At 71.6% G+C, this 21,102-nt stretch carries 18 protein-coding genes; 11 read left to right on the forward strand and 7 right to left on the reverse strand.

Going from position 1 to position 21,102, the window contains the following annotated elements:
• Positions 1-148: 148 nt before the first annotated feature.
• Complete coding sequence (locus CRP56_RS32770) at positions 149-1,660, reverse strand: LCP family protein (protein WP_097270151.1); 1,512 nt, start codon at positions 1,658-1,660, stop codon at positions 149-151.
• 157 nt (positions 1,661-1,817) lie between these two features.
• Between CRP56_RS32770 and tatA the strand changes: the two genes are divergently transcribed.
• Positions 1,818-2,039 carry a Sec-independent protein translocase subunit TatA gene (gene tatA / locus CRP56_RS32775; protein ID WP_097270153.1) on the forward strand — a complete coding sequence of 74 codons (222 nt, stop codon included), beginning with the start codon at positions 1,818-1,820 and terminating at the stop codon, positions 2,037-2,039.
• Positions 2,040-2,044: 5 nt separating this feature from the next.
• Here the strand turns inward: tatA and CRP56_RS32780 are convergent, their stop codons facing one another.
• From CRP56_RS32780 to CRP56_RS32790, 3 genes are all read right to left on the reverse strand, one after another.
• Positions 2,045-3,286 (reverse strand): cytochrome P450 family protein, encoded by a 1,242-nt coding sequence (locus tag CRP56_RS32780; protein WP_097270155.1) that lies wholly within the window; start codon positions 3,284-3,286, stop codon positions 2,045-2,047.
• Between the two features lie 944 nt (positions 3,287-4,230).
• Positions 4,231-4,710 (reverse strand): DUF6114 domain-containing protein, encoded by a 480-nt coding sequence (locus tag CRP56_RS32785; RefSeq protein WP_179851180.1) that lies wholly within the window; start codon positions 4,708-4,710, stop codon positions 4,231-4,233.
• Positions 4,710-5,381, reverse strand: a complete 672-nt coding sequence (locus CRP56_RS32790; protein WP_097270160.1) for a DUF6230 family protein — start codon at positions 5,379-5,381, stop codon at positions 4,710-4,712. Before CRP56_RS32790 ends, CRP56_RS32785 begins: the two co-directional genes overlap by 1 nt.
• 649 nt (positions 5,382-6,030) lie before the next feature.
• On the opposite strand from CRP56_RS32790, the gene CRP56_RS32795 reads away from it, so the two are divergent.
• A complete protein-coding gene (locus CRP56_RS32795; protein WP_097270163.1) occupies positions 6,031-6,684 on the forward strand; it encodes a Tat pathway signal sequence domain protein in 654 nt (217 codons plus the stop codon).
• An 18-nt stretch (positions 6,685-6,702) separates the two neighbouring features.
• Here the strand turns inward: CRP56_RS32795 and CRP56_RS32800 are convergent, their stop codons facing one another.
• Positions 6,703-7,623 (reverse strand): lytic polysaccharide monooxygenase, encoded by a 921-nt coding sequence (locus CRP56_RS32800; RefSeq protein ID WP_097270165.1) that lies wholly within the window; start codon positions 7,621-7,623, stop codon positions 6,703-6,705.
• A 413-nt stretch (positions 7,624-8,036) separates the two neighbouring features.
• Here CRP56_RS32800 and CRP56_RS32805 point away from each other — a divergent pair, with 413 nt between their 5' ends.
• The 8 genes from CRP56_RS32805 to cyc2 all read left to right on the forward strand — a co-directional run bounded on the left by CRP56_RS32805 (position 8,037) and on the right by cyc2 (position 17,832).
• Positions 8,037-9,812 (forward strand): S8 family peptidase, encoded by a 1,776-nt coding sequence (locus CRP56_RS32805; RefSeq protein ID WP_373559703.1) that lies wholly within the window; start codon positions 8,037-8,039, stop codon positions 9,810-9,812.
• Positions 9,813-10,098: 286 nt separating this feature from the next.
• Entirely contained in the window at positions 10,099-10,746 is a 648-nt protein-coding gene (locus tag CRP56_RS32810; protein WP_097270169.1) for a ScbR family autoregulator-binding transcription factor, read from the forward strand.
• A gap of 22 nt (positions 10,747-10,768) precedes the next feature.
• Positions 10,769-11,935: a damage-control phosphatase ARMT1 family protein gene (locus CRP56_RS32815; protein ID WP_097270171.1), complete on the forward strand. Its 1,167-nt coding sequence runs from the start codon at positions 10,769-10,771 to the stop codon at positions 11,933-11,935.
• Between the two features lie 112 nt (positions 11,936-12,047).
• Positions 12,048-13,028, forward strand: a complete 981-nt coding sequence (locus tag CRP56_RS32820) for an ABC transporter substrate-binding protein (protein WP_097270174.1) — start codon at positions 12,048-12,050, stop codon at positions 13,026-13,028.
• Positions 13,029-13,036: 8 nt separating this feature from the next.
• Positions 13,037-13,822 (forward strand): ABC transporter permease, encoded by a 786-nt coding sequence (locus CRP56_RS32825; RefSeq protein WP_257041341.1) that lies wholly within the window; start codon positions 13,037-13,039, stop codon positions 13,820-13,822.
• A gap of 68 nt (positions 13,823-13,890) precedes the next feature.
• Positions 13,891-14,697 (forward strand): ABC transporter permease, encoded by an 807-nt coding sequence (locus CRP56_RS32830; protein WP_097274672.1) that lies wholly within the window; start codon positions 13,891-13,893, stop codon positions 14,695-14,697.
• 95 nt (positions 14,698-14,792) lie between these two features.
• Positions 14,793-15,542 (forward strand): ABC transporter ATP-binding protein, encoded by a 750-nt coding sequence (locus CRP56_RS32835; RefSeq protein ID WP_097270176.1) that lies wholly within the window; start codon positions 14,793-14,795, stop codon positions 15,540-15,542.
• A gap of 121 nt (positions 15,543-15,663) precedes the next feature.
• Positions 15,664-17,832, forward strand: a complete 2,169-nt coding sequence (gene cyc2 / locus CRP56_RS32840; RefSeq protein WP_097270178.1) for a germacradienol/geosmin synthase Cyc2 — start codon at positions 15,664-15,666, stop codon at positions 17,830-17,832.
• On the opposite strand, the gene CRP56_RS32845 is transcribed toward cyc2, so the two are convergent.
• Complete coding sequence (locus tag CRP56_RS32845; RefSeq protein ID WP_097270180.1) at positions 17,825-19,291, reverse strand: hypothetical protein; 1,467 nt, start codon at positions 19,289-19,291, stop codon at positions 17,825-17,827. The two genes, cyc2 and CRP56_RS32845, sit on opposite strands and share 8 nt — an antisense overlap.
• 76 nt (positions 19,292-19,367) lie before the next feature.
• The gene (locus tag CRP56_RS32850; protein WP_097270183.1) at positions 19,368-20,096 is read right to left on the reverse strand and encodes a CTP synthase C-terminal region-related (seleno)protein; all 729 of its coding nucleotides are present in this window, start codon (positions 20,094-20,096) and stop codon (positions 19,368-19,370) included.
• Between the two features lie 86 nt (positions 20,097-20,182).
• Between CRP56_RS32850 and CRP56_RS32855 the strand changes: the two genes are divergently transcribed.
• The gene (locus CRP56_RS32855) at positions 20,183-21,043 is read left to right on the forward strand and encodes a LysR family transcriptional regulator (protein ID WP_097270185.1); all 861 of its coding nucleotides are present in this window, start codon (positions 20,183-20,185) and stop codon (positions 21,041-21,043) included.
• Positions 21,044-21,102 lie beyond the last annotated feature (59 nt).

The following is a 21,102-nucleotide window of genomic DNA, read 5'->3' on the forward strand; positions in this document are numbered from 1 at the left end:
GGAGGCCGAAACGCGGGTGTGCGTCGACCTGTTGAACTTTCACTTGCCCGGAGCCAACCGTGTGTGACGGCCGGTAGTCAAGTGATCAGCCGCTTGTAGTGACTTCTCGGTGCCGCATCGTGATGGTCGGTGACGCTCGGGGGCGGTTTCAGCCGTACGTGAGGTTGGAGCACGGGTTGTCGTCCGCCGACCGGGCGCCGTCCGCGACCGTGCTGGGCACGGCCGCCGGGGACGCGGTGGGTGTGGTGGCGTACGACTGGCCGAGTACGACGCTGATGCCGGCGCTCGTGACGGACTCCAGCGTGGCGCCCGGGAAGGCCGCGGCGACCGTGCGGGCCTGGGACTCCTCGCCGGGGCCGTACTCGACGAGGGTGGTGGGGTGGTCCTGGCTGTTGGCGGTCGAGGTGCCGGTGACCGTGAAGCCGTCGGAGGTGAGCGTGGCGGCGGCGCGGGCGGCGAGGCCGGTGACCGTGGTGCCGTTGTAGACGCCGACGGAGATGCCGGAGCCGGAGACGGGGGTGGGGGAGGCTGAGGGCGTCTTCTGCTTCCCCTTCTGTTTCCCTGTGGCGTTCTTGCCGTCGATCGTGCGGTCGGACTTCAGGGCCGCCCACAGGGCGTCGGCGTCCGGCTCGACGATCGCGACGCGCGAACCGTCGTACCGCCAAGGCAGGGTGACGAACTTGGTGTTGTGCAGGTCGACGTCCTTCAGGGACATCGCGAAGGAGATGAGCTTGTCGGCGGAGCCAAGGCCGGGGTCGACGGTGAGGGACTTCGTCGCGGCGTCGGCGAGCGGCAACAGGTGGGTCGGGGTGAGCCCCTTGCTCTTCACCTCCTTCAACAGGCTTGCCACAAAGGCCTGTTGGCGCTTGATGCGGCCGATGTCGGAGCCGTCGCCGATGCCGTGCCGGATGCGGACGTAGTCCAGCGCCTTCTGCCCGGAGACGGTCTGCACCCCCTTCTTGAAGAGCAGCCGGCCCGGGGTCGTCCGGTGCGGGTTGAGATCGTTCTCGTAGACGTCCTGCGGCAGGCACACCTGCACCCCGCCCACCACCTCCGTCAGCCGGGCGAAACCCTTGAAGTCGACGACGACCGTGTGGTCCACGCGCAGACCGGTGAGGTGCTCGACGGTGTTCTGGGTGCAGGCCGGGTTGCCCTTGGCGGTCTCGCCCACCGAGTAGGCCGCGTTGAACATCGTGTCGGTCTGCGTCTTCGTCCAGCTGCCGTCGGGCAGCTTGCAGGGCGGGATCGTGACCAGGGTGTCGCGGGGGATGGAGACCGCGAGCGCGTGCCGGTGGTCGGCGTAGACGTGCAGCAGGAGCGTGGTGTCGGAGCGCCCTATGTCGTCCTTGTCGCCGCCGCCGAGCGCCGCGTTGCCGTCGGTGCGCGCGTCGGAGCCGATGAGCAGGACGTTCTCCCCCTTGGAGGAGCCGGCCCGGGGCCGGTCGTCGGAGACGCCGCCCGAGTCGAAGGTGCTGATGTTCCCGTCCAGCTTCAGATAGAGCCAGCCCGCGCCGGCGGTCGCGAGGACCAGCAGCGAGAGGCAGACGGCGAGCGCGACGCGTATCCGGTGGCCCCGGCGGCGGCCCGCCCGGCGACGCCCGCCGGGCCGCTCCTGCCGGTGCCGCGGGGGTGCCGGCCGCCCTGCACTGGTGATCGTCATCCGCGCCCTTTTTGCAAATTGCTGGGATTTGTCGCCTAAGCCCCGGTTGTACAGTTGCGCACGACAGCAACCGTCATCCGACGGGCGGCGGCCGCCGTAAGTGTGCGCGACCGACGTAAGAGCGAGTTGAGAACTCGGGCGAGAGAAAGGCGCGGCCGTGCTGCGTAACGGACTGGAACCCTGGCACCTGCTGATAGTGGCGATCGTCGTGATCGTGCTGTTCGGCTCGAAGAAGCTGCCCGACACCGCGCGGGCGCTCGGCAGGTCCATGCGCATCCTCAAGAGCGAGGCGCAGGCGATGAAGGACGAGACCGCGACGGCGACGGCGGTGACCGCGCCCGTGGAGACGCCTGCCCCCGCGCAGTCGCCGTCGCAGTGAGTACGTCAGCCGAGGCGCACCGGCAGTGACCGGTGGCCGTGGGAGATGAACGAGTCCACGGGCTCCAGCTCCCCCGGCGCCACGGCGAGCGCGAGCCCCGGGAAGCGGGCGAACAGCGCGGGCAGCGCGACGCGCGCTTCCAGGCGGCCGAGCGGGGCGCCCAGGCAGTGATGGGCGCCGTACCCGAAGGCCAGGTGGTCCTTGTCGGCGCGGGTGACGTCGAACACGTCCGCGTCCTCGCCGTGGTGCCCCGGGTCGCGTCCGGCGGCGGCGTACGCGGCGAGGATCGCCTCGCCCGCCCGGATCACGGCGCCCTCGGGGCCGCCCAGCTCGGCCAGGTCCAGGTCCGTCACGGCGTACCGCAGCGGCAGGTTCGCCACTGGTGCCTCGACGCGCAGCGTCTCCTCGATCACGTCGTCCCAGGAGGCCTGCCCGGGGCGGACCAGGGCGAGCTGACCGGGGTGGGTGAGCAGGGCGTGGACCGCGTTGTCGAGCAGGTTCACCGTGGTCTCGTGACCGGCGCTGACCATGAGCACCAAGGTGTCGAGCAGCTCCTGCTCACTGAGGTGGGCGCCGTCGTCGTCATGGGTGGCGATCAGCGCGGAGGTGAGGTCGTCGCCGGGCAATGCCCGCTTCGTTTCGACGAGTTGACGCATGGCCGCGTAGAAGCGGGCGTAGGTGTCGGCCACTTCGGCGGCGTCGGCCGAGGTGTGGAAGACGCCGTCCACGACGGCCCGTAGCTCCGGACCCTGCTCCTCCGGGAGGCCGAGGAGCTCGCCGATGACCTGGATGGGCAGCGGGTAGCAGAACTCCTCGCGCAGATCGACGACTTGGCCGCCCGTTCCGGCCTTCGCGACGCGGTCGAGCAGCGCGTCGGTGATGGCCTCCACGCGGGGGCGCAGGGCGGCGGTACGGCGTGCGGTGAACGCCTTGGCGACGAGGTTGCGCAGGCGTTTGTGGTCGGCGCCGTACGCCGTGAACATGTTCTGCACGGCGACCCAGGTGAACAGCGGCCAGTCCGGACTGACGCGGCCCTCGGCCCAGCGCGGCCAGTGCTGTCGCGCGTCCTTCGACACCCTCGGGTCGGCGAGCAGCCGCCGCAGCAGCGCGGGGTCGCCGACCGCCCAGGCGGGCACGCCGTGCGGCAGCTCGACCGGGGCGACGGGGCCGCGCTCCCTGATCCGCGCGCCTTCGCCGTGGATGTCACGACCGGTCGGGTCAATGACGACCGGGTCCTTGAACTCCATCGAACTCCCCCTGTCCCGTGGCCTCCCGGCACCCCCGCTTCGGGGCACCCGGACAGCGCGACACGGCCCCACGGGACGGTCCCGTGCCGGCGGTCCGCCACGATCACGCTAGGGGGCGGGGAGCGGGGTGCGCGAGGGCGCGCGGGGGGTCTGGCCGGAATGGGGCGGTGGGGTGGGGTGACGCCGTTGGGGACGGGGGCTTCGGGGGCGACGGGGGCGGCGCGGTTGGGGGCGGGTGATGCGGTGGGGTGGCGGCGGGGTGACGTGGTTGGGGGCGGGTGATGCGGTGGGGTGGCGGCGGGGTGACGTGGTTGGGGGCGGGTGATGCGGTGGGGTGGCGACGGAGGCGGCGCGGTTGGAGGCGGTGATGCGGTGGGGTGGCGACGGGGTGACGTCGTTGGGGATGGGTGACGCGGTGGGGGGTGACGGGGGCGGCGCGGTTAGGGGCGGCGGGGCGGCGACGGGCGGTGACGCGGTGGGGGGTGACGCGGTGGGCGGCGGCGCCGAGCGGGGGCGCCCGCCCACGCGGCTCCTCGGCTCACGGCATCGCTCCGTCCACCGGGCTGCGCCGGCGATCGGGCAGGGTCTTGCCGAACTCCGTGCGGGATCAGGCCGGTTCCGACCCTCTTCGGTACGGAGTGAGGCCGGTTTCCGCCCTCCTCCGCACGGGGTCAGGCGGGTTCCCGTCGCGCTTGGCATGCAGTCAGGCCGGTCCCAGCTCCGCATGCATGCAGTCAGGCTGGTTCCAGCCTCGCCTGCGTGCAGTCGAGCCGGTCCCAGCTCCGCTTGCGGTGGTCAGGCTGGTCCCAGACTCGCCTGCGTGAGTCGGGCCGGTCCCAGCTCCGCTCGCGTGCAGTCACGCCGCTCCCAACCCCGACTACGTGCAACCGGTCGCAGCCGCCCGGCTGCACGCCATCAGGGCGCACTTTTCGGGCCCGTGAGCCTCAAGCGGGTTCCCCCGCCTCCGGTCCGGCCACCCCCAGCGGGCCCAGCGTCGCCGAGGTCTTCGCCGCTCGGGCGGCCTCGCGGCGCTTTCTGCGGCTCACCCTCGGCTCCTGGTCCGGGAGCCAGCCGAAGGCCAGGCAGCTGCCCACCACGCCCAGCAGGAGGCCGATGAAGAAGCCCCCCAGATTCGAGGTCAGCCAGGTGCCCAGGGCGAGCAGGACCCCGGTGATCGAGTAGAAGAGCCGCTGGGTGGGGTTGAACAGGATCAGCAGCCCCAGCAGCAGCATCAGCGCCGGCAGGAGATAGCCGGCCAGGCCCTGCATGCCGATGTGCAGGACGACCTTCAGCGACGCCTTCTCGGTGAGCAGGATCTCCGCCCCGCCCAGGGCGAGCAGCAGCCCGCCCCAGAACGGACGGTCGGCCCGCCACGCGTGGAAGGCCGACCGCACTCCCCGACGCGGGGTGTCCGTGTCCGACATCAGCAACCCGAGTCGCTGAAGCTGAGCTTGAGCCCCGGCAGCTTGAACACCGCGGCCGTGGTCGCGTAGTTGGTCTGCCGCAGGTTGGCGATGTGCACGGTGTCGGCCTGCTGGCTGAAGACGCCGATCGGACCCTTGACCCCGGCCTTGGTGAGCGTGCTGGCGTCGTTGCCGATCTCGATGTTGTTGAAGTCGGCGTCACCCGACAGCTCTGTCGAATCGGTGGTGAGGTTGGTCGCCGACACCTTCTGCGACCCGCTGCCCGCCTTGATGAGCAGGTTGGTCCCGCCGAGGTCGACGCTCTGGCAGAGGCTGTCCAGCGTCGCGTTCTTGATCGCGGAGGTGACCACCAGCACCTGGCCCCCGGTGTCCCCCGCGTTCGGGCTGCCCTCCGCCATGTTGTCGAGGGCGCCGAACTGCTCGAAGCCGGTGCCGTTCAGCTCCTTCGCGGTGACGGTGAACGCCATGCCGGAGATCGCGAACTGCACGCCCAGCGCGCCCTCCGCGGTCAGCACCGCCAGCGTGGCGGCGACCAGCGTGGCCGGCACGGCCATCACGGCGGCCCGGCGCGCGCGGACCCGACCGCGTCTGGCAGGCTCCGGCGCGGAACCGCTTTCCGCGTTCTCTGGTGTGTTGTCGGCGGCCGAAGTGGCGTCCGAAGACGAGGCCATGTGTGCTCCCAGGGCATAGACAGTGCGGTCTGGCATCAAATGGCACGTTGTCCTGGCGCGGACAGCGCAGGCGGCCCGCGCCCCCTCGCACCTCCCGGCGGATGCAAGGGCTTTCGCGTACTCCGCAGTAGCCGCCGAGGAAGTTACCGGTGGTTACATTTAAGGGTCAAGAGAGTTGTGAAAAAAGGGTGTTGGTTGTGCCCCGCCTGTGCGGCGAGGTGAGCCGAGTCGCCGCGCCACTATTTGACTGTCCGTCAACTAGCTTTCTGCTCCTTGACGTTGACTGAGCATCAGGTCTACAACTTGCCCTGGCTCGACCCGGATCCGTGGCGCCGGATCCATCGCGCGGCACTGCCCGCGCCTCCCGGACGTCCTGTCCGTCTCCGGGCACACCCCCCGTGCCCGTCTCCTCCCCCTGGCACCCGCACGGTCACTTCCCCCCTGGTCCGTGCCGGGTCGCCGCTTCCCGCCCGGCCCGGCCGGGGACCACCCCACGTTCCCCGGCCGGTGACCGGTCGGCTGCCGTCGTCGGTCCGTGACGTACGGAGAAGGCGTCACGGGCCGACGCCGGCGGATGCCGCGCCTCGTCCATCCCCCACTCACCCCCCTCAACCCTCACTCCCCTCACCTCAGAAAGAGGCATTCCCGCATGCGTACGCGTTCCCTGCTCACCTTCACCGCCGCCGTCGCCGCCTTCGCCCTGTCGGGTGTCAGCCCCGCGTCGGCCGCCGACAACGTCCTCACCACCGGCGCCACGGGCGGCGACGCCGTCGCCGCCAACGCCACGGTCACCGCGCCCCTGGCGAGCGGCACCACCGCGACGCTCTACTCCAGCGCGACCGGTACCACCGGCATCACCTGCACCACCTCGCAGTTCACCGCGACGGTCGACAGCAACCCGACCGCTCCCGGTACCGCCTCCGAGACCCTCACCGGGCACACCTTCAGCAACTGCACCTCGAACAACGTGGGCGTCCTCGGCGTCACCAGCGTCACGGTCAACAACCTGGCGTACACCACCACCGTGGCCTCCGACGGCACCGTCGCCGTGACCCCGGGCGCCGCCGGTCCCATCCAGACCACCGTCGTGCTCAGGACCCTGCTGGGCAGTGTCACCTGTGTCTACCAGGCGACGAACGGCAGCCTCGCCGGCGCGGCCGACAACGCCGACAACAGCATCAAGTTCACCAACCAGCAGTTCACCCGGACCTCCGGCTCCTCGCTCTGCCCGGGCAGTGGCTTCTGGACCGCGAAGTACGCCCCGGTCGCCACCTCCGACGGCGCGGCGGTCTTCGTCAACTGACCCTCGTAGAAACGGCGTTCAGCGTCGACGCAGACGCAGCGCCAGGGCGGCGCCCCCGGTGAGCACCAGCACCGCGGCGGCGCCGCCCGCCACCATGGGGGCGGACGGTCCTGTGTCGGCGGTCTCCGTGGCGGCCACCGGCGCGGTGCCGGCACCCGAGGCCGTCGTTCGGGGCTCGGCGCTCGGCGTCGGGCTCTTGGCCGTACGGGCCTTCGCGGCGTCGCTCGAAGCCGATTTCGAAGCCGAAGCCGATGGCGAAGGTGAAGGCGTCGGCTTCGCGCTCTGCTCGGCCTTGTCCTTCGCCGCCGGGAACACCACGTCCGAGCACGAGTAGTACGTGTCCGGCGTGCTCGTGTTCTGCCAGATCGTGTAGAGCACATGGCGGCCCGTACGGTCCGGCGGCAGCGTCGCGCGGATGCGGTACGCGCCACCCGTCAGCGCCGGGTCCTTGACCGTGGCGAACGGCTTGTCGGGCAGGTCGGACCAGGCGAGCGGCTTCGTCGGGTCGTAGCCGGGCTTGGTGAGGTAGAGCTTGAAGCTGCCGGTGTGCGGGATCGTCGAGGCGTACTTCATCGTCAGCGTCGCGCCCGGCGTCAGATGCGTCGAGGGCCAGTCCGCGCGGGCGAGGTCGAGGCCCTTGTAGGCGGGCAGGCCGCCGCTGCACAGCTCGCCGTCGGGCACGGTCTGCCGGTCGCGGCCGTTCACGTTGGCGACGCGCAGGTTGTCCCAGGCGGTGAAGGGCGCCCCGTTCGCCGCAATGGCGGCCCGGCAGGCCGTGGACTGTGCCCGGTCGCCGCCCTCGGGGGAGCAGGCGTACACCCGGCTCACCGGATCGGTCGGGGCGCCGTGCGCCTGGGCCGGGGCGGCCGCCCAGACGGTGGTCACGAGCGGTGCCACGACCGTCAGAAGGGCCATGCGGTATGCGGTCATCCGGGACATCCGGAACGTCTCCTCGGCCGAGGCGGGAACGGTTTGCTCCCGTGCAGTACGGAAACCGGGCCCGGCGCGTTCACCGCGGGACATCGGCCGCGAAAGGGTGCAGTGGGGGCGTATCCGGAGTGTGTCCGGGGTGCATTCACCCCCGACTTCCGGACGGCGAGGGTGGGTTTCCGGCCGGATCGAGGGTTTCCCCTGTATTCACATGACCAGCCCTTTGCCTATCGTTCAGGCCACAGCTGACCCACAGGTAACCCCCTCCCTGGTCCGCTGGCGCTCGGCCGGTCCCACGCCGCTTTTCGACCCACCCCCCGCCGCTTCACCGACGAAGCGTTCCCCACCGTTGCTCCGCGCTGCCCGGAGCACGGCCACGAAAGGCAAAGACCTTGCGTACCCCGCCCTCCCTCCGACGGAGGATGATCTCCGTCGCCGCGGTCTCGGCCGCGCTGTTCACGGCGGCCACCGCCACGGTGGCCACGGCCCAGGAGGCCGCCGCCCCGAAGGCAGCCGCCGTGCCCACCGCCCAGACCGAGGCCGCCCCCGGCGTCACCGCCGAGCGGCTCATCGTCGGCTACAAGTCCGGTGCCACCGAGGCGAAGTCGAACAAGGCCGCCGAGGCCGACGCCACCGCCAAGGGCAAGCAGACCGGCGAGGACGTCGACTTCCGGCGCCGCCTCGGCACCGGCGCCGCCCTGGTCGACCTGGGCACCGACGCCACCCGCGCGGACGTCGCCGACGTCGTGGCCGAGTACAAGGCCGACCCGCAGGTCGCCTACGTCGTGCCGGACCGCCTGAACAAGCCGCAGGCCGACCCGAACGACACCGAGTACGCCAAGCAGTGGGACCTGTTCGAGGCCACGGCCGGCATGAACGTCCCCGGCGCCTGGTCCACCGCGACCGGCTCCGGCGTGACCGTCGCCGTCATCGACACCGGCTACGTCGCCCACTCCGACCTCGCCGCGAACATCGTCGCCGGCTACGACTTCATCTCCGACACCGCGGTCTCGGTGGACGGCGACGGCCGCGACAGCAACCCGGCCGACCCGGGCGACTACTACGCGGCCGACGAGTGCGGCTCCGGCATCCCGGCCTCCAGCTCCTCCTGGCACGGCACGCACGTGGCCGGCACCATCGCCGCGGTCACGGGCAACAGCAAGGGCATCGCGGGCATCGCCTACGGCGCGAAGATCTCCCCGCTGCGCGTGCTCGGCAAGTGCGGCGGCTACGACTCCGACATCATCGACGCCATCACCTGGGCGTCCGGCGGCACCGTCGCGGGCGTGCCCGCCAACGCGAACGTCGCCAAGGTCATCAACATGAGCCTGGGCGGCGACGGTGCCTGCACCAGCGCGACCCAGAGCGCCATCACCGCCGCCGTGAACCGCGGCACCACGATCGCCGTCGCCGCGGGCAACGACAACGACAACGTCGCGAACCACTCGCCGGGCAACTGCAACAACGTCATATCCGTGGCCGCCACCAACCGCACCGGCGCGAAGGCCTCGTACTCCAACTACGGCTCCCTGGTGGACATCTCGGCCCCCGGCGGCCAGACCAGCACCGGTACCGCCAACGGCATCCTGTCCACGCTGAACTCCGGCACCAAGACGGCGTCGACCGAGAACTACGCCTACTACCAGGGCACCAGCATGGCCACCCCGCACATCGCGGGCCTCGCCGCCCTGCTGAAGTCGGCCAACTCCTCGCTGACGCCGGCCCAGATCGAGTCGGCCATCAAGGCCAACGCCCGTGCCCTGCCCGGCGCTTGCTCGGGCGGCTGCGGTGCCGGCCTCGCGGACGCCGCGAAGACCGTGGCCGCCGTCAGCGGTGGCGGTACGACGACGGGGACGACGTACTCCAGCACCTCCGCCGTCGCCATCCCGGACAACAGCTCGGCGATCGAGTCCGCCATCACCGTCAGCGGCCGTACCGGCAACGCCCCTTCGGCCCTCAAGGTCGCCGTCGACATCACCCACACCTACCGCGGTGACCTGGTGATCGGCCTCGTCGCCCCGGACGGCACGGTGTACAGCCTGAAGTCCGCCAGCTCCTCGGACTCCGCGGACAACGTGAACACCACCTACACCGTGGACGCTTCGAGCGAGACGGCCAACGGCACCTGGAAACTGCGCGTCCAGGACACCGCGGCCCAGGACACGGGCACGCTCAACAGCTGGAAGCTGACTTTCTGAGCCACCCCCGCCGAACGGGCGGGCCGACCGGTGCGGATGGGGCACCGGTCGGCCCGCCTTCTTTCTGTATGGAGCTTTCTGTACTGAGCGACCGGTTTTTACAAAGGTCCTTTGCGTCCTACACGCAACCGGTGAACAAGTTGTGGGAGGTCTGAAGACTGAAGGGAATTGGGGTGCCCTCGAATAGCCGTCGTACGGTGAGATATCGTGTACGGGGAGTAAGAAACAAACGGCATGGCCTGTTCTTTTCGGGTCCTGTTCTCTCGCCCCCAGGAGCGTCCCATCGATGGCTAGGCAGTTACGCGCCGAGCAGACCCGAGCGGCTATCATCGCGGCCGCCGCGGATCTGTTCGACCGGCAGGGTTACGAGTCGACCAGCCTGAGCGACATCGTCGAGCACGCCCAAGTCACCAAGGGTGCCCTCTACTTCCACTTCGCGGCGAAACAGGATCTCGCTCACGCCATTCTGGAGCTTCAGTCCAGAACCCTGCGCCGGCTGGCGGCGGACATGGACAGCCGCGGCCTTTCCCATCTCGAAGCCCTGATCCGCACCACCTTCGGGATCGCCCGGCTGTCCGTCGAAGGTCCCGTCCCCAGGGCCGGACTCCGGCTGGCCACCGGCGGACTCGACGTACCCCCGTCGCTCTCCCACCCGTTCGAAGAATGGCTGGACATCACCACCCGCAAACTCCTCGGCGCCGTCAAGGACGCCGACCTCCACCCGGACATCGATGTCGAAGCCGCAGCTCACTCTCTGGTCTGCTCCCTCGTCGGCACGCGGGTCGTCGGCCGCTCCCTGGAACCCGTCACGCGGCATCCGCGCCGGCTGGCCGAGATGTGGCACCTCCTGATCCGCGGCATGGTGCCGGTGCCCCGCCGCGCCCGCTATCTGAGCCTCGCCACCCAGCTGGAGCGGGAGATCAGAATCCCCTGAGCCGGGCGGTACGGTGGCGGGCATGGTCCCTGTCCCGCCCGTGCTTCTCAGCGACGAACCCGGCTCGTTCCCGTACAGCGTGCTCGCCGAGCGGCATCCCGCGATCGTGGGGCAGGTACGGGAGGCCTTCCCCTACGGACCGGACCAGCACCGCGCCCTCGACGCGCTCCTGGAGAACTGCACGAAGGGCGTGATCGAGCCGCTCCCCGCCGACGCCCCCGGCCGTGACCTCTGGGTGGACTGGGGGATGGGCGAGTACGCCGGGCAGTCCTGGTTCGACATCCCCTGGCTGTGGTCCGAGAGCTGGTTCTACCGCCGGCTCCTCGACGCCGTGGGCTACTTCGGCCCCGGCCCCTGGCAAGGCATCGACCCCTTCCGTCCCTTCAAGCTCGCCGAGCTCGAATCCCCGGAGACCGACGAGGAGTTGGCCGCGCTCGACGACCTCGCGGACCGGCCGGTCGAGGAGCAGGCCGAAGCCCTGCTGCACGGCTCCCTGTGGGGCAACCGCGCCGACCTCGGCTTCCGGTTGTCCGACGGGGACGCCGAGGCCCGCGCCGCCGTCCCCGCCCTGGTCGCCGACGACAGCGCCGCCCTCCGGTCGCTCCTCGACGGCGCGGACACCCTGTGCCTCGTCGCCGACAACGCGGGCCGCGAACTCGTCCCCGACCTGCTCCTCATCGCCCATCTCCTCACCCAGGGCCGGGTCCGGCGGGCGGTCCTGCACGTCAAGCCCCATCCGTACTACGTCTCCGACGCCACGACCGCCGACGTGGTCGACGCCCTGCGCCGGCTGACCCGGGCCCGGGGCGCGGCCGCCGGGTACGGGCGCGAGCTCTGGGCTGCGCTGGCGGACGGCCGCCTCACCGTCCGCGCCCACCCCTTCTCCTGCGCCCCGCTGCCGTACGAGGCCATGCCCGACGACCTGCGCGCCGAACTGGCCGACGTGACCCTGACCGTCCTCAAGGGCGACCTCAACTACCGCCGCCTGGTGGGCGACCGGCGCTGGCCGCCGACCACACCCTTCGCCGAGGTCACCGCACACTTCCCCGGCCCGGTGGCGGCCCTGCGCACGTTGAAGTCCGACGTGATCACCGGCCTCACACCCGCCACGGAGGCCGCTCTGGTGGCGGCGGAGGGGCAGCGCTGGCGGACCGGGGGCACGCACGCGCTGATTCAGGTACGGCCGTGACGCACCTCAAGTGACGTGCGCCGGCAGGGACTTGCGTGGCGCAGGCGCAAGGACGTCAATTCGGCTGGCATGTATGTAGTGATCATGCCAAATTCGGCGCCATGATGCGCGCATGGCGTTACGGCGATCGTGTTCGGGAAGTGCGGGAAAGGGAACGGCGCTGGCGCTGGCGGCGGTCCTCACTCTGACGCTGACGTCCTGCGGCGACGACGAGGACTCCGGGGCGGCGGACGGCGGGCGGACGAAGGTCACCGTGGCCGCGCTGCCGCTGGTCGACTCCGCCATGCTCTACATCGCCCAGGACCGCGGCCTGTTCGAGAAGGAGGGGCTGGACGTCCGCATCCAGCAGATCCAGCAGAGCCTCCAGGCGCTGCCGCCGCTGTCCAAGGGGCAGATCGACATGGTCGCGAGCGCGAACTACGTCACCTACTTCCAGGCCCAGGACAAGGGCACCCTCGACATCCGCATCGTCGCCGAGGCCATCCGGGCCGCGCCGCACATGATGGACGTGCTGGTGCCGAAGGACTCGGACATCAAGTCCGTCGCCGACCTCACGGGCCGCACGCTCGCGGTCAACGTCCTCAACAACGTCCAGTCGCTGACCTTCAACGAGATCGTGGCGGAACAGGGCGCCGGCAAGCCCGTCTACCGGCAGATCCCCTTCCCGCAGATGGGCGCCGCCCTCGACAAGGGTCAGGTCGACGCCGTGCACGCGGTCGAGCCCTACGACAGCGCCATCCAGGACGAGTTGGGGGCACGGGTGCTGGTGGACGGGGCGTCCGCGCCGGTGCGGTCCATCCCGCTCAGCGGCTATCTCACGACCGCGCGGTACGCGCGTGAGCACGCGGACGCCCTCGCCGCGTTCCAGCGCGCCCTCAAGGCCGCCGTGGAGATCGCGGCGAAGGACCCGGAGGCCGTACGCGACATCCTGCCGACCTACACCAAGGTGACCGCACGGCAGGCGAAGCAGATCGACCTGCCGGTCTTCCCGCCGACGGCGGACGCCGCCCAGATCGCCCGGCTGACCGACCTGATGAAGAAGCAGGGGATGGTGAAGAAGCCGATCGACCTGGCGGCGTTGCTGGTGAAGTGAGGAGTGCGGTGAGGCGGCGGCAGGAGCTGATGCTCGGGGCGCTCGGGGTGCTGCTCGCCTTCGGGGCGTGCGAGGCGGTCAGCAGGGCCGGGATCGTCCGCCGCAGCTATCTGCCGCCCGCGTCCGAAGTCCTGGGCAGGGCAGTGGAGTTGGCGGGCGACCGGACGTTCCTGGAGGGCGTCGGCGCCACCTTGCACGCCTGGGCGCTGGGCCTCGGCCTCGCCGTCGCCCTCGCGGTCCCGCTCGGTCTGCTGCTGGGCAGCGTGCCCGTCGTCGACGCCGCCGTCCGCGCGATCGTGGAGTTCCTGCGGCCACTGCCGTCCGTGGCGTTGATCCCGCTGGTCTCGCTGCTGCTCGGCTCGGGCACCGAGACGAAGGTCGCGCTCGTCACGTACGCCTCCGTGTGGCCGATCCTCTTCAACACCGTCTACGGCCTCGGCGAGACCGATCCCCTCGCCAAGGACACCCTGCGCGCCTTCGGCTTCGGCCGGCTCGCGGTGCTCCTCCGCGTCGAACTCCCCGGCACCGCGCCGTTCATCGCCGCCGGCATCCGCATCTCGGCGGCCGTCGCCCTCATCCTGGCCGTCGCCACGGAGATCCTCTCCGGCTTCGGCGAGGGCCTGGGCATCTTCATCGCCCAGTCAGGCCTCTCCACGGACGGTACCCGGGACGTCCTCGCGGGTGTGGTGTGGGCGGGGGTGCTGGGGCTGGTCATCAACGGCGTGCTGGTGTGGGGCGAGCGACGGTTGTTCCCGTGGACGGTGGGGGAGCGGGGGGGTGGGGTGGGGACGTGAGTGGAGATGAGGAGACGGGTCGGGGCAGGGGCGAGGGCAGCGGGGTGGGGCGGAGGCCGGACGAGGGGCTGGGCGGGCCCGAGGCCCAGCAGGTGCCCGAGGCGCACGCCCTTCTCCGCTGGGTCGTCCTCGCTCTCGCCGTGGCCGTGTGGGAAGTTGCCGCCCGAGCGCACGGCAGTGTCTATTTCCCGCCACCCGGCCGCATCGCCCGCCACATGTACGACCTGTGGTTCTCCGGCCCCGTCAGACACCTGTTCCTCACCGAGGCCGCCGTCGCCGACATCCTGCCCAGCCTCGGGCGGATGGCCGCCGGGTTCGTGCTCGCCGCCGTCGCGGGGATCGCGCTCGGCGTCGCGGTCGGCCGCTCGCGGCGCGCGTACGCCCTCTGCAACCCTGTCCTGCAGTTCGCGCAGGCCGTCCCACCACCCGCCCTGGTCCCCGTGTTCGTCGTGGTCTTCGACTTCGGTACGCCCATGCAGATCGCGTCGATCGTCTTCAGCGCCGTCTGGCCGGTGCTGATCAACACCGCGGAGGGCGCCCGCAACACCGACCCCCTGCGCCTCGACGTCGCCGCCGTGCTCCGCCTGGGCCCCGTCGAACGGCTCCGGTTCCTTGTCCTCCCGTCCGCCCTGCCCCGCATCTTCGCGGGCCTGCGGCTGAGCCTCTCGCTCTCCCTCATCCTCATGGTGTTCTCGGAACTGCTCCCCGGCACCGCCAACGGCATCGGCTTCACCCTCACCGACGCCCAGACCCGCTCCGACCTGCTCACCGTATGGGCGGCCCTGGTCCTGCTCGGCGCCCTCGGTCACCTGCTCAACACGGGCCTCCTGGCGGTGGAGAGGCGCCTCGTCGGCAGGGGGAGGGCACCCGCATGACCCGTACCCGTACCCCCTGCTCGTACCCGGACCGGGATCCGGACCTGTACGCGCACGCAGCCACCCCACGACCCCGGGCCAGGTGACACCACCGCATGCTCCGCCTCGACGCAGTCGGCCAGTACTACGGCGACCACCCGGTCCTGTGCGACCTCACCCTCACCGTCCCCGACGGCCAACTCCTGTGCGTGGTCGGCCCTTCCGGCTGCGGCAAGTCCACCCTGCTGCGCACCGTCGCCGGCCTGCTGCCCGCCCGCGAGGGCGAGGTCACCGTCGACGGCACGCGCGTCACCGGCGTACCCGACCGGCTCGCGGTGGTCTTCCAGGACTACGGCCGCTCCCTCTATCCCTGGCTCACGGTCCGCGACAACGTCGCCCTCCCGCTGCGCCGCCAGGGCCTCGGCCGTGCCGCGCGCCGCGTCGAGGCCGAGCGCATCCTGGAGCGCGTCGGCCTCGACGGCACCGCCCGCCGCCACCCCTGGCAGCTCTCCGGCGGCATGCAGCAGCGCGTCGCCATCGCCCGCGCCCTGGTGTGCCGCCCTTCCCTGCTGCTCATGGACGAGCCCTTCGGCTCCCTGGACGCCCAGACCCGCGAGGACCTGGAGGACCTCCTCCTGGAGGTCCGTCGCACCGACGGCACGACCATCGTGTTCGTCACCCATGACATCGACGAGAGCGTCTACGTCGGCGACCGCGTCGTCGTCCTGTCCCCGGGCCCCGGCTCGCACATCGTCCTCGACCTGCCGGTCGAACTGCCGGGCAAGCGGGACCAGATCGGCACGCGCGGGCTGCCGGAGTTCGTGGCGCTGCGGGCGGAGGTGGGACGGGCGGTGCGCGGCGGTTAGTCCACCCATGAACGCCACAAGTGCCCGCCACAACTCCCGACTTCAGCCCTGATTCACGCGATGGTGTGATCATGTGCCGCGCGGCGGATGTCCCCCGAAAGGCGTGGGTAGTGCCCCGGCCATGACGCAGCAGCCCTTCGAACTCCCGCACTTCTACATGCCGTACCCCGCGCGGCTGAACCCGCACCTCGACGAGGCCCGTGCCCACTCGACGGCGTGGGCGCGCGAGATGGGCATGCTGGAAGGGTCCGGGATCTGGGAGCAGTCCGATCTCGACGCCCACGACTACGGCCTGCTCTGCGCCTACACCCACCCCGACTGCGACGGTCCCGCCCTCTCGCTGATCACCGACTGGTACGTGTGGGTCTTCTTCTTCGACGACCACTTCCTGGACATGTTCAAACGCACCCAGGACCGCGCCGCCGGCAAGGCCCACCTGGACCGGCTGCCGCTGTTCATGCCGATGGACCTGAGCACCCCGATGCCCGAGCCGCAGAACCCCGTCGAGGCGGGGCTCGCCGACCTGTGGACGCGGACCGTGCCCGCCATGTCGGCCGGCTGGCGGCGCCGCTTCGCCGTGGCCACCGAGCATCTGCTCAACGAGTCCCTGTGGGAGCTGTCCAACATCAACGAGGGCCGGATCGCCAACCCCGTCGAGTACATCGAGATGCGCCGCAAGGTGGGCGGCGCCCCCTGGTCGGCGGGGCTCGTGGAGTACGCGACCGCCGAAGTCCCCGATTCCGTCGCGGGGTCGAGGCCGCTGAGGGTCCTCATGGAGACGTTCTCCGACGCCGTGCACCTGCGCAACGACCTGTTCTCCTACCAGCGCGAGGTCGAGGACGAGGGCGAGAACAGCAACGGCGTCCTGGTCCTGGAGACCTTCTTCGGCTGTACGACGCAGGAGGCCGCCGACCTCGTCAACGACGTCCTCACCTCCCGCCTCCACCAGTTCGAGCACACCGCCCTGACCGAGGTGCCCGCCCTCGCCCTGGAGAAAGGTCTCACCCCGCCCGAGGCCGCCGCGGTCGCCGCCTACGCCAAGGGACTTCAGGACTGGCAGTCCGGCGGCCACGAATGGCATCTGCGCTCCAGCCGCTACATGAACAAGGGTGCCCGCCCGACTTCGCCCTGGCAGGGCCTCACCGGTTCCGGCACCTCGGCCGCCGACGTCGGCGCCCTGCTCGCGGCGGCCGGCGCCGAGCGCCTGCGGGCCTATACGCACGTGCCGTACCAGAAGGTCGGCCCCTCCCTGCTGCCCGACTTCCACATGCCCTTCCAGGTCGAGCTCAGCCCGCATCTGGACGCCGCCCGCCCCCGTCTCACCGCCTGGATGCACCGCATGGGCATGCTCCAGGAGGGCGTCTGGGACGAGGACCGGCTCGCCGCCGCCGACCTCGCCCTGTGCTCGGCGGGCCTCGACCCGGACGCGACCCCCGAGGCCCTCGACCTCAGCGCGCACTGGCTGGCCTGGGGGACGTACGCCGACGACTACTACCCCCTCGTCTTCGGGCGGCGTCGCGACCTCGTCGCCGCCCGCGCGGCCACCCGGCGGCTCGCGGACTGCATGCCCGTCGACGGCGGCGAGGAGATCCCCGTCCCGCTCAACGGCTTGGAGCGCGGCCTCGTCGACCTGTGGGCCCGCACCACGGCCGGCATGACCCCGGACGCGCGGCGCTCCCTCAAGGACTCCGTGAACGTGATGACCGAGAGCTGGGTCTGGGAGCTGTCCAACCAGATCCAGAACCGCATCCCCGACCCCGTCGACTACCTGGAGATGCGCCGCGCCACCTTCGGCTCCGACCTCACCCTGAGCATGTGCCGGATGGGGCACGGCCCGGCCGTCCCGCCGGAGGTCTACCGCAGTGGACCGGTCCGCTCGCTGGAGAACGCCGCCATCGACTACGCGTGCCTGCTGAACGACATCTTCTCGTACCAGAAGGAGATCGAGTACGAGGGCGAGATCCACAACGCGATCCTCGTCGTGCAGAACTTCTTCGGCATCGACTACCCGACCGCCCTCGGCGTCGTCCACGACCTGACGACCCAGCGCATGCAGCAGTTCCAGCATGTCGCCGCCCATGAACTGCCCGTCGTGTACGACGACTTCGCCCTGTCCGACGACATCCGTGAGGTCATGCGGAACTACGTCCTCGATCTCCAGAACTGGATGGCGGGCATCCTGCACTGGCACCGGACGGTCGACCGCTACCAGCCCGAATTCCTGGCCCGGCGCGCCCACGGCTTCCTGCCCGACCGGTCACCGCGACTGCCGCTGCCCCTGGTCAGCTGAGCCCGCGCACCCGCCGGACGGTCCGCTCGGCGAGCTCCCGGACGCCCCACGCGGCGGACTCCGAGAGCTCGCCGCGTATCGCCTCGGCGGCGCCCAGCAGCGCGTGGGCCTCCTCGCCGGAGCCCGCGTCGGCCAGGGCGAGGGCCAGGTGGTAGTGCTCCTCGGCGATGTACCGGCCGAGGCTCGTGCCCCGCCAGAACCTCAGCGAGTCGTCGTCCCCGGGCTTGGCCAGGGTGTCCCTGAGCGCGGCCAAGGTGCGGTCGGCCGGGAGGAGTTGTCCCGTCTCCCGCTCCAGCCGGGTCTGGGTCAGCCGGGCCGAGACCCGGTCGCCGGCCGTCTCCTGGAGCGCGGTGTGCAGCCGCTGGGCGCGCAGCGCCTGGCCCGGCTCGCCGATCCGCTCGAAGTCGTCGACGAGAGCGGACAGTTCGGAGGTGTCGAGGCGGGTGGGGTCGTCGGTCCGCCGCAACAGGCCCTGGTCCAGCTCGATCGCGTCGAGCCGGCGGATCAGCGCGCACCGGGCGAGGTTCGTCATGCCCTGGTCCAGGGCGAGGTCGGTCCAGGTGTACAGCGGCTCGTCGGCGGGGTCCGTGCCGAACATCAGGTCGTCCAGCTCGCGGGCCCACCGCAGCAGCTCGGCCGGGTCGGCGTCGGGGCCGGGGATCTCGCTCAGTCCGCAGGCCGTGTCGAAGTCCGTCCGCCGCACCTCGTGCAGCAGCGGGAGGTCCTCGGTCCTGCCGTGCAGCCCCACGAGCACGGCGGCGAGCCGCAGTTCGTCCGTCATCGACGACCGCGTCTCCCGGCGCAGCAGCTCCCGCACCAGGCCGAGGTCGCCCTCCGCGCGGTCGAACTGCGCGGCCCGCAGCGCGATCCGGCGTCGTACCGGATCCTCGGCGACCGCCTCCCGCACCGCGCCGCCCCCGGCCCGCAACGCGGCCAGATCGGCGCGTCCGGCCGCGAGGACAGGCTCCCAGAGCGGCGGCGGAGGCGGGCCGATCAGGTCATAGGCGCGGCCCTCCTCCGCGTTGAGCAACAGGAAGTCCGGCTCGGTGCGGGCCAGGGCGGCGTCCAGGAGCGCTTCGAGCTCCTCGCGGGGGCGCTCCGGGAAGCCCAGCCCGGCGCGCAGCTCGGTCCGCGCCGCCTCCAGAGCGGCGGCGTCTTCGTCGTCGTAGTCCTCCGCGTCCTCCAGGCCGATCATGATCTCCAGGGCCTCGTCGACACAGGCGCCGACGATCCCGGCCGAGCCCTCGGAGTCGGCGTACAGCACCGAGCCGTCCTCGCACACGAAGTACGTCCCCCCGCCGGCGTCGCCCGCCACGATCCGCAGGGCGCCGCCGGAGGCGAGCCGGACCGGCTCCACATGGCCGGACCCGGCCCGCTCCACGTCGAAGTCGAAGGGGCACGCGGCGAGTTCGGCGAGGCGGGTGTCCTGGTGGAGCAGCCGGAGAGCACGATCGGTCATGCGACAGAACGTAACAGCGACCACCGACAAAGGGACTTGGCGATTCCGTTCGCGGCCACGAGGACCTGCGCGGCGCTCACCCGGCGGGCTGGGCCTCCCTCAGGCCCGCGTGGGCCACGGCGGCTCGCGCCAGCGCCCGGACCATCGGGTGCGGGCGCGAGCCGTCCCCCGACAGTTCCGGCTGGAAGAGGGAGGCCAGGAAGAACGGGTGGCCCGGCAGTTCGGCGATCCGGACGTGGCCGTCCTCGTCGTACCCGGAGAAGCGCATGCCGTGCGCGCGCAGGGTGTCGAGGTGGCGGGACGGGCCGTAGGCGCAGAAGTAGCGCTCGACAGTGCGCTCCGAGCCGATGACCGACTGGGCGAGCGAACCGGGTTCGACGACGACCACGGCCTCGTGGCCGACGAGCGAACAGGCCAGCGGCTCGATGAGGAGGTCCTCGGCGTCGGGATCGGTCTCGGCGTGCGCCACGCGCGTGAGGCCGCACACGTTGCGGGCGTACTCCAGCAGCGCGTGCTGGAGCCCGGCACAGGTGCCGAGGAACGGGATGCCCTCCACACGCGCGGTGCGGATCGCCGCGAGCACCCCCTCCTCACTGCGGTACGGGCTGCCCGGCAGCACCCACACCGCGTCGAAGCCGCTGACGGCGCCCTCCGCCCCGGCGTCCTCGGACGGGATCCAGTAGGCGTCGAGGACGAGCCGGTCGCGTTCGGCGAGGGCGTCGAGGAGGAGCGGGATACGGGTGTGGGAGACGACGCTGGGGGAGCGGTCGCCGACCAGGGCGATACGGGCTGCTGAATCGGTCATGTCCTCATCCTGGGCGGGAGCGCCGGATCGCGTCCAACGATGATTTCTGCATGGTCGATAAGCATCGCTGATGAGAGTCTGTGGGCATGGACCCGCACCTCCTGCGCACTTACGTCACCGTCGCCCGGCTCGCCTCGTTCTCCGAGGCCGCGCGGGAGCTCGGGTACACCCAGTCGGCGGTCTCCCAGCACATCCAGGCCCTCGAACTGGATCTGGGCGCACCGCTGCTGACCCGCCGCCCGGTCGCGCCCACCGCGGCGGGTGAGCGGCTGCTCGAACACGCGGGCCCGCTCCTGCTGCGCCTCGACGCGGCCCGCGCGGACGTCGTACGGATGGCGTCCGCGCCCGAGCACGGACTGACCCTCGCCGCCGCCCCCACCGCGCTCGCCGCCCGCGTCCTCGCCGCGCTCCCGGCGGCCGGCGTGACCCTGAGGGTGCTGGCCCGCGACGCGATCCCCGCGGCCGTCGCGACCGGCACCGCCGACCTGGGCCTGGTCGACGGTCTGGCCGCCCCCAGCGACCCGCTGCGGCTGCCCGACGTGGCGCCGCTGACCACGCGCGGCGCGGGCGAGGAACCCGTGTGCGTCCTCCTGCCGGCCGGTCACCCCCTGGCCCGGCGTCCCGGACTGCGCCTCGGCGACCTGGCCGACGCCCGCTGGCTGGACGCCCCCGACGCCGGCCTGCCCCTGGCCCATCTGCGCGCCGCGGGCGGCGGCCACGGTTTCCGTACCGCCCTCCACTACGACGGCACCGACCTCCACGCCCTCACGTCCCTGGCGGCGGCGGGGCGGGGCCTGACACTGCTGCCCCGCTCGCTGGCCGGGGGAGTGCCGGGCACTGCTGCCGTGCCCGTCGTCGAACCCCGCGTCGTGCACCGGACGGAACTGGTGCACACAGGGGCGCTGCGGGGAGCGGCGGCGCGCCTGGTGGCGGTTCTCGCCCCGTGATCCCGACGGCCCGAACGCCTATGGCTTCCCTCTCTTGACCGCTGGTCAGTCTCACTCGT

The sequence above is a fragment of the Streptomyces sp. TLI_55 genome (assembly GCF_900206255.1).
Classification (GTDB): Bacteria; Actinomycetota; Actinomycetes; order Streptomycetales; family Streptomycetaceae; genus Streptomyces; species Streptomyces aquilus.

Bases quoted from the DNA above. Each gene is read 5' to 3' on its own strand.
- CRP56_RS32795 (WP_097270163.1), top strand. From the start codon at position 6,031: ATGCGTACGCGTTCCCTGCTCACCTTCACCGCCGCCGTCGCCGCCTTC.
- CRP56_RS32770 (WP_097270151.1), bottom strand. From the start codon at position 1,660: ATGACGATCACCAGTGCAGGGCGGCCGGCACCCCCGCGGCACCGGCAG.
- CRP56_RS32780 (WP_097270155.1), bottom strand. From the start codon at position 3,286: ATGGAGTTCAAGGACCCGGTCGTCATTGACCCGACCGGTCGTGACATC.
- CRP56_RS32800 (WP_097270165.1), bottom strand. From the start codon at position 7,623: ATGTCCCGGATGACCGCATACCGCATGGCCCTTCTGACGGTCGTGGCA.
- CRP56_RS32845 (WP_097270180.1), bottom strand. From the start codon at position 19,291: ATGACCGATCGTGCTCTCCGGCTGCTCCACCAGGACACCCGCCTCGCC.
- CRP56_RS32850 (WP_097270183.1), bottom strand. From the start codon at position 20,096: ATGACCGATTCAGCAGCCCGTATCGCCCTGGTCGGCGACCGCTCCCCC.
- cyc2 (WP_097270178.1), top strand. From the start codon at position 15,664: ATGACGCAGCAGCCCTTCGAACTCCCGCACTTCTACATGCCGTACCCC.
- CRP56_RS32855 (WP_097270185.1), top strand. From the start codon at position 20,183: ATGGACCCGCACCTCCTGCGCACTTACGTCACCGTCGCCCGGCTCGCC.
- CRP56_RS32820 (WP_097270174.1), top strand. From the start codon at position 12,048: ATGGCGTTACGGCGATCGTGTTCGGGAAGTGCGGGAAAGGGAACGGCG.
- CRP56_RS32835 (WP_097270176.1), top strand. From the start codon at position 14,793: ATGCTCCGCCTCGACGCAGTCGGCCAGTACTACGGCGACCACCCGGTC.
- CRP56_RS32785 (WP_179851180.1), bottom strand. From the start codon at position 4,710: ATGTCGGACACGGACACCCCGCGTCGGGGAGTGCGGTCGGCCTTCCAC.
- CRP56_RS32805 (WP_373559703.1), top strand. From the start codon at position 8,037: ATGATCTCCGTCGCCGCGGTCTCGGCCGCGCTGTTCACGGCGGCCACC.
- CRP56_RS32790 (WP_097270160.1), bottom strand. From the start codon at position 5,381: ATGGCCTCGTCTTCGGACGCCACTTCGGCCGCCGACAACACACCAGAG.
- CRP56_RS32810 (WP_097270169.1), top strand. From the start codon at position 10,099: ATGGCTAGGCAGTTACGCGCCGAGCAGACCCGAGCGGCTATCATCGCG.
- CRP56_RS32815 (WP_097270171.1), top strand. From the start codon at position 10,769: ATGGTCCCTGTCCCGCCCGTGCTTCTCAGCGACGAACCCGGCTCGTTC.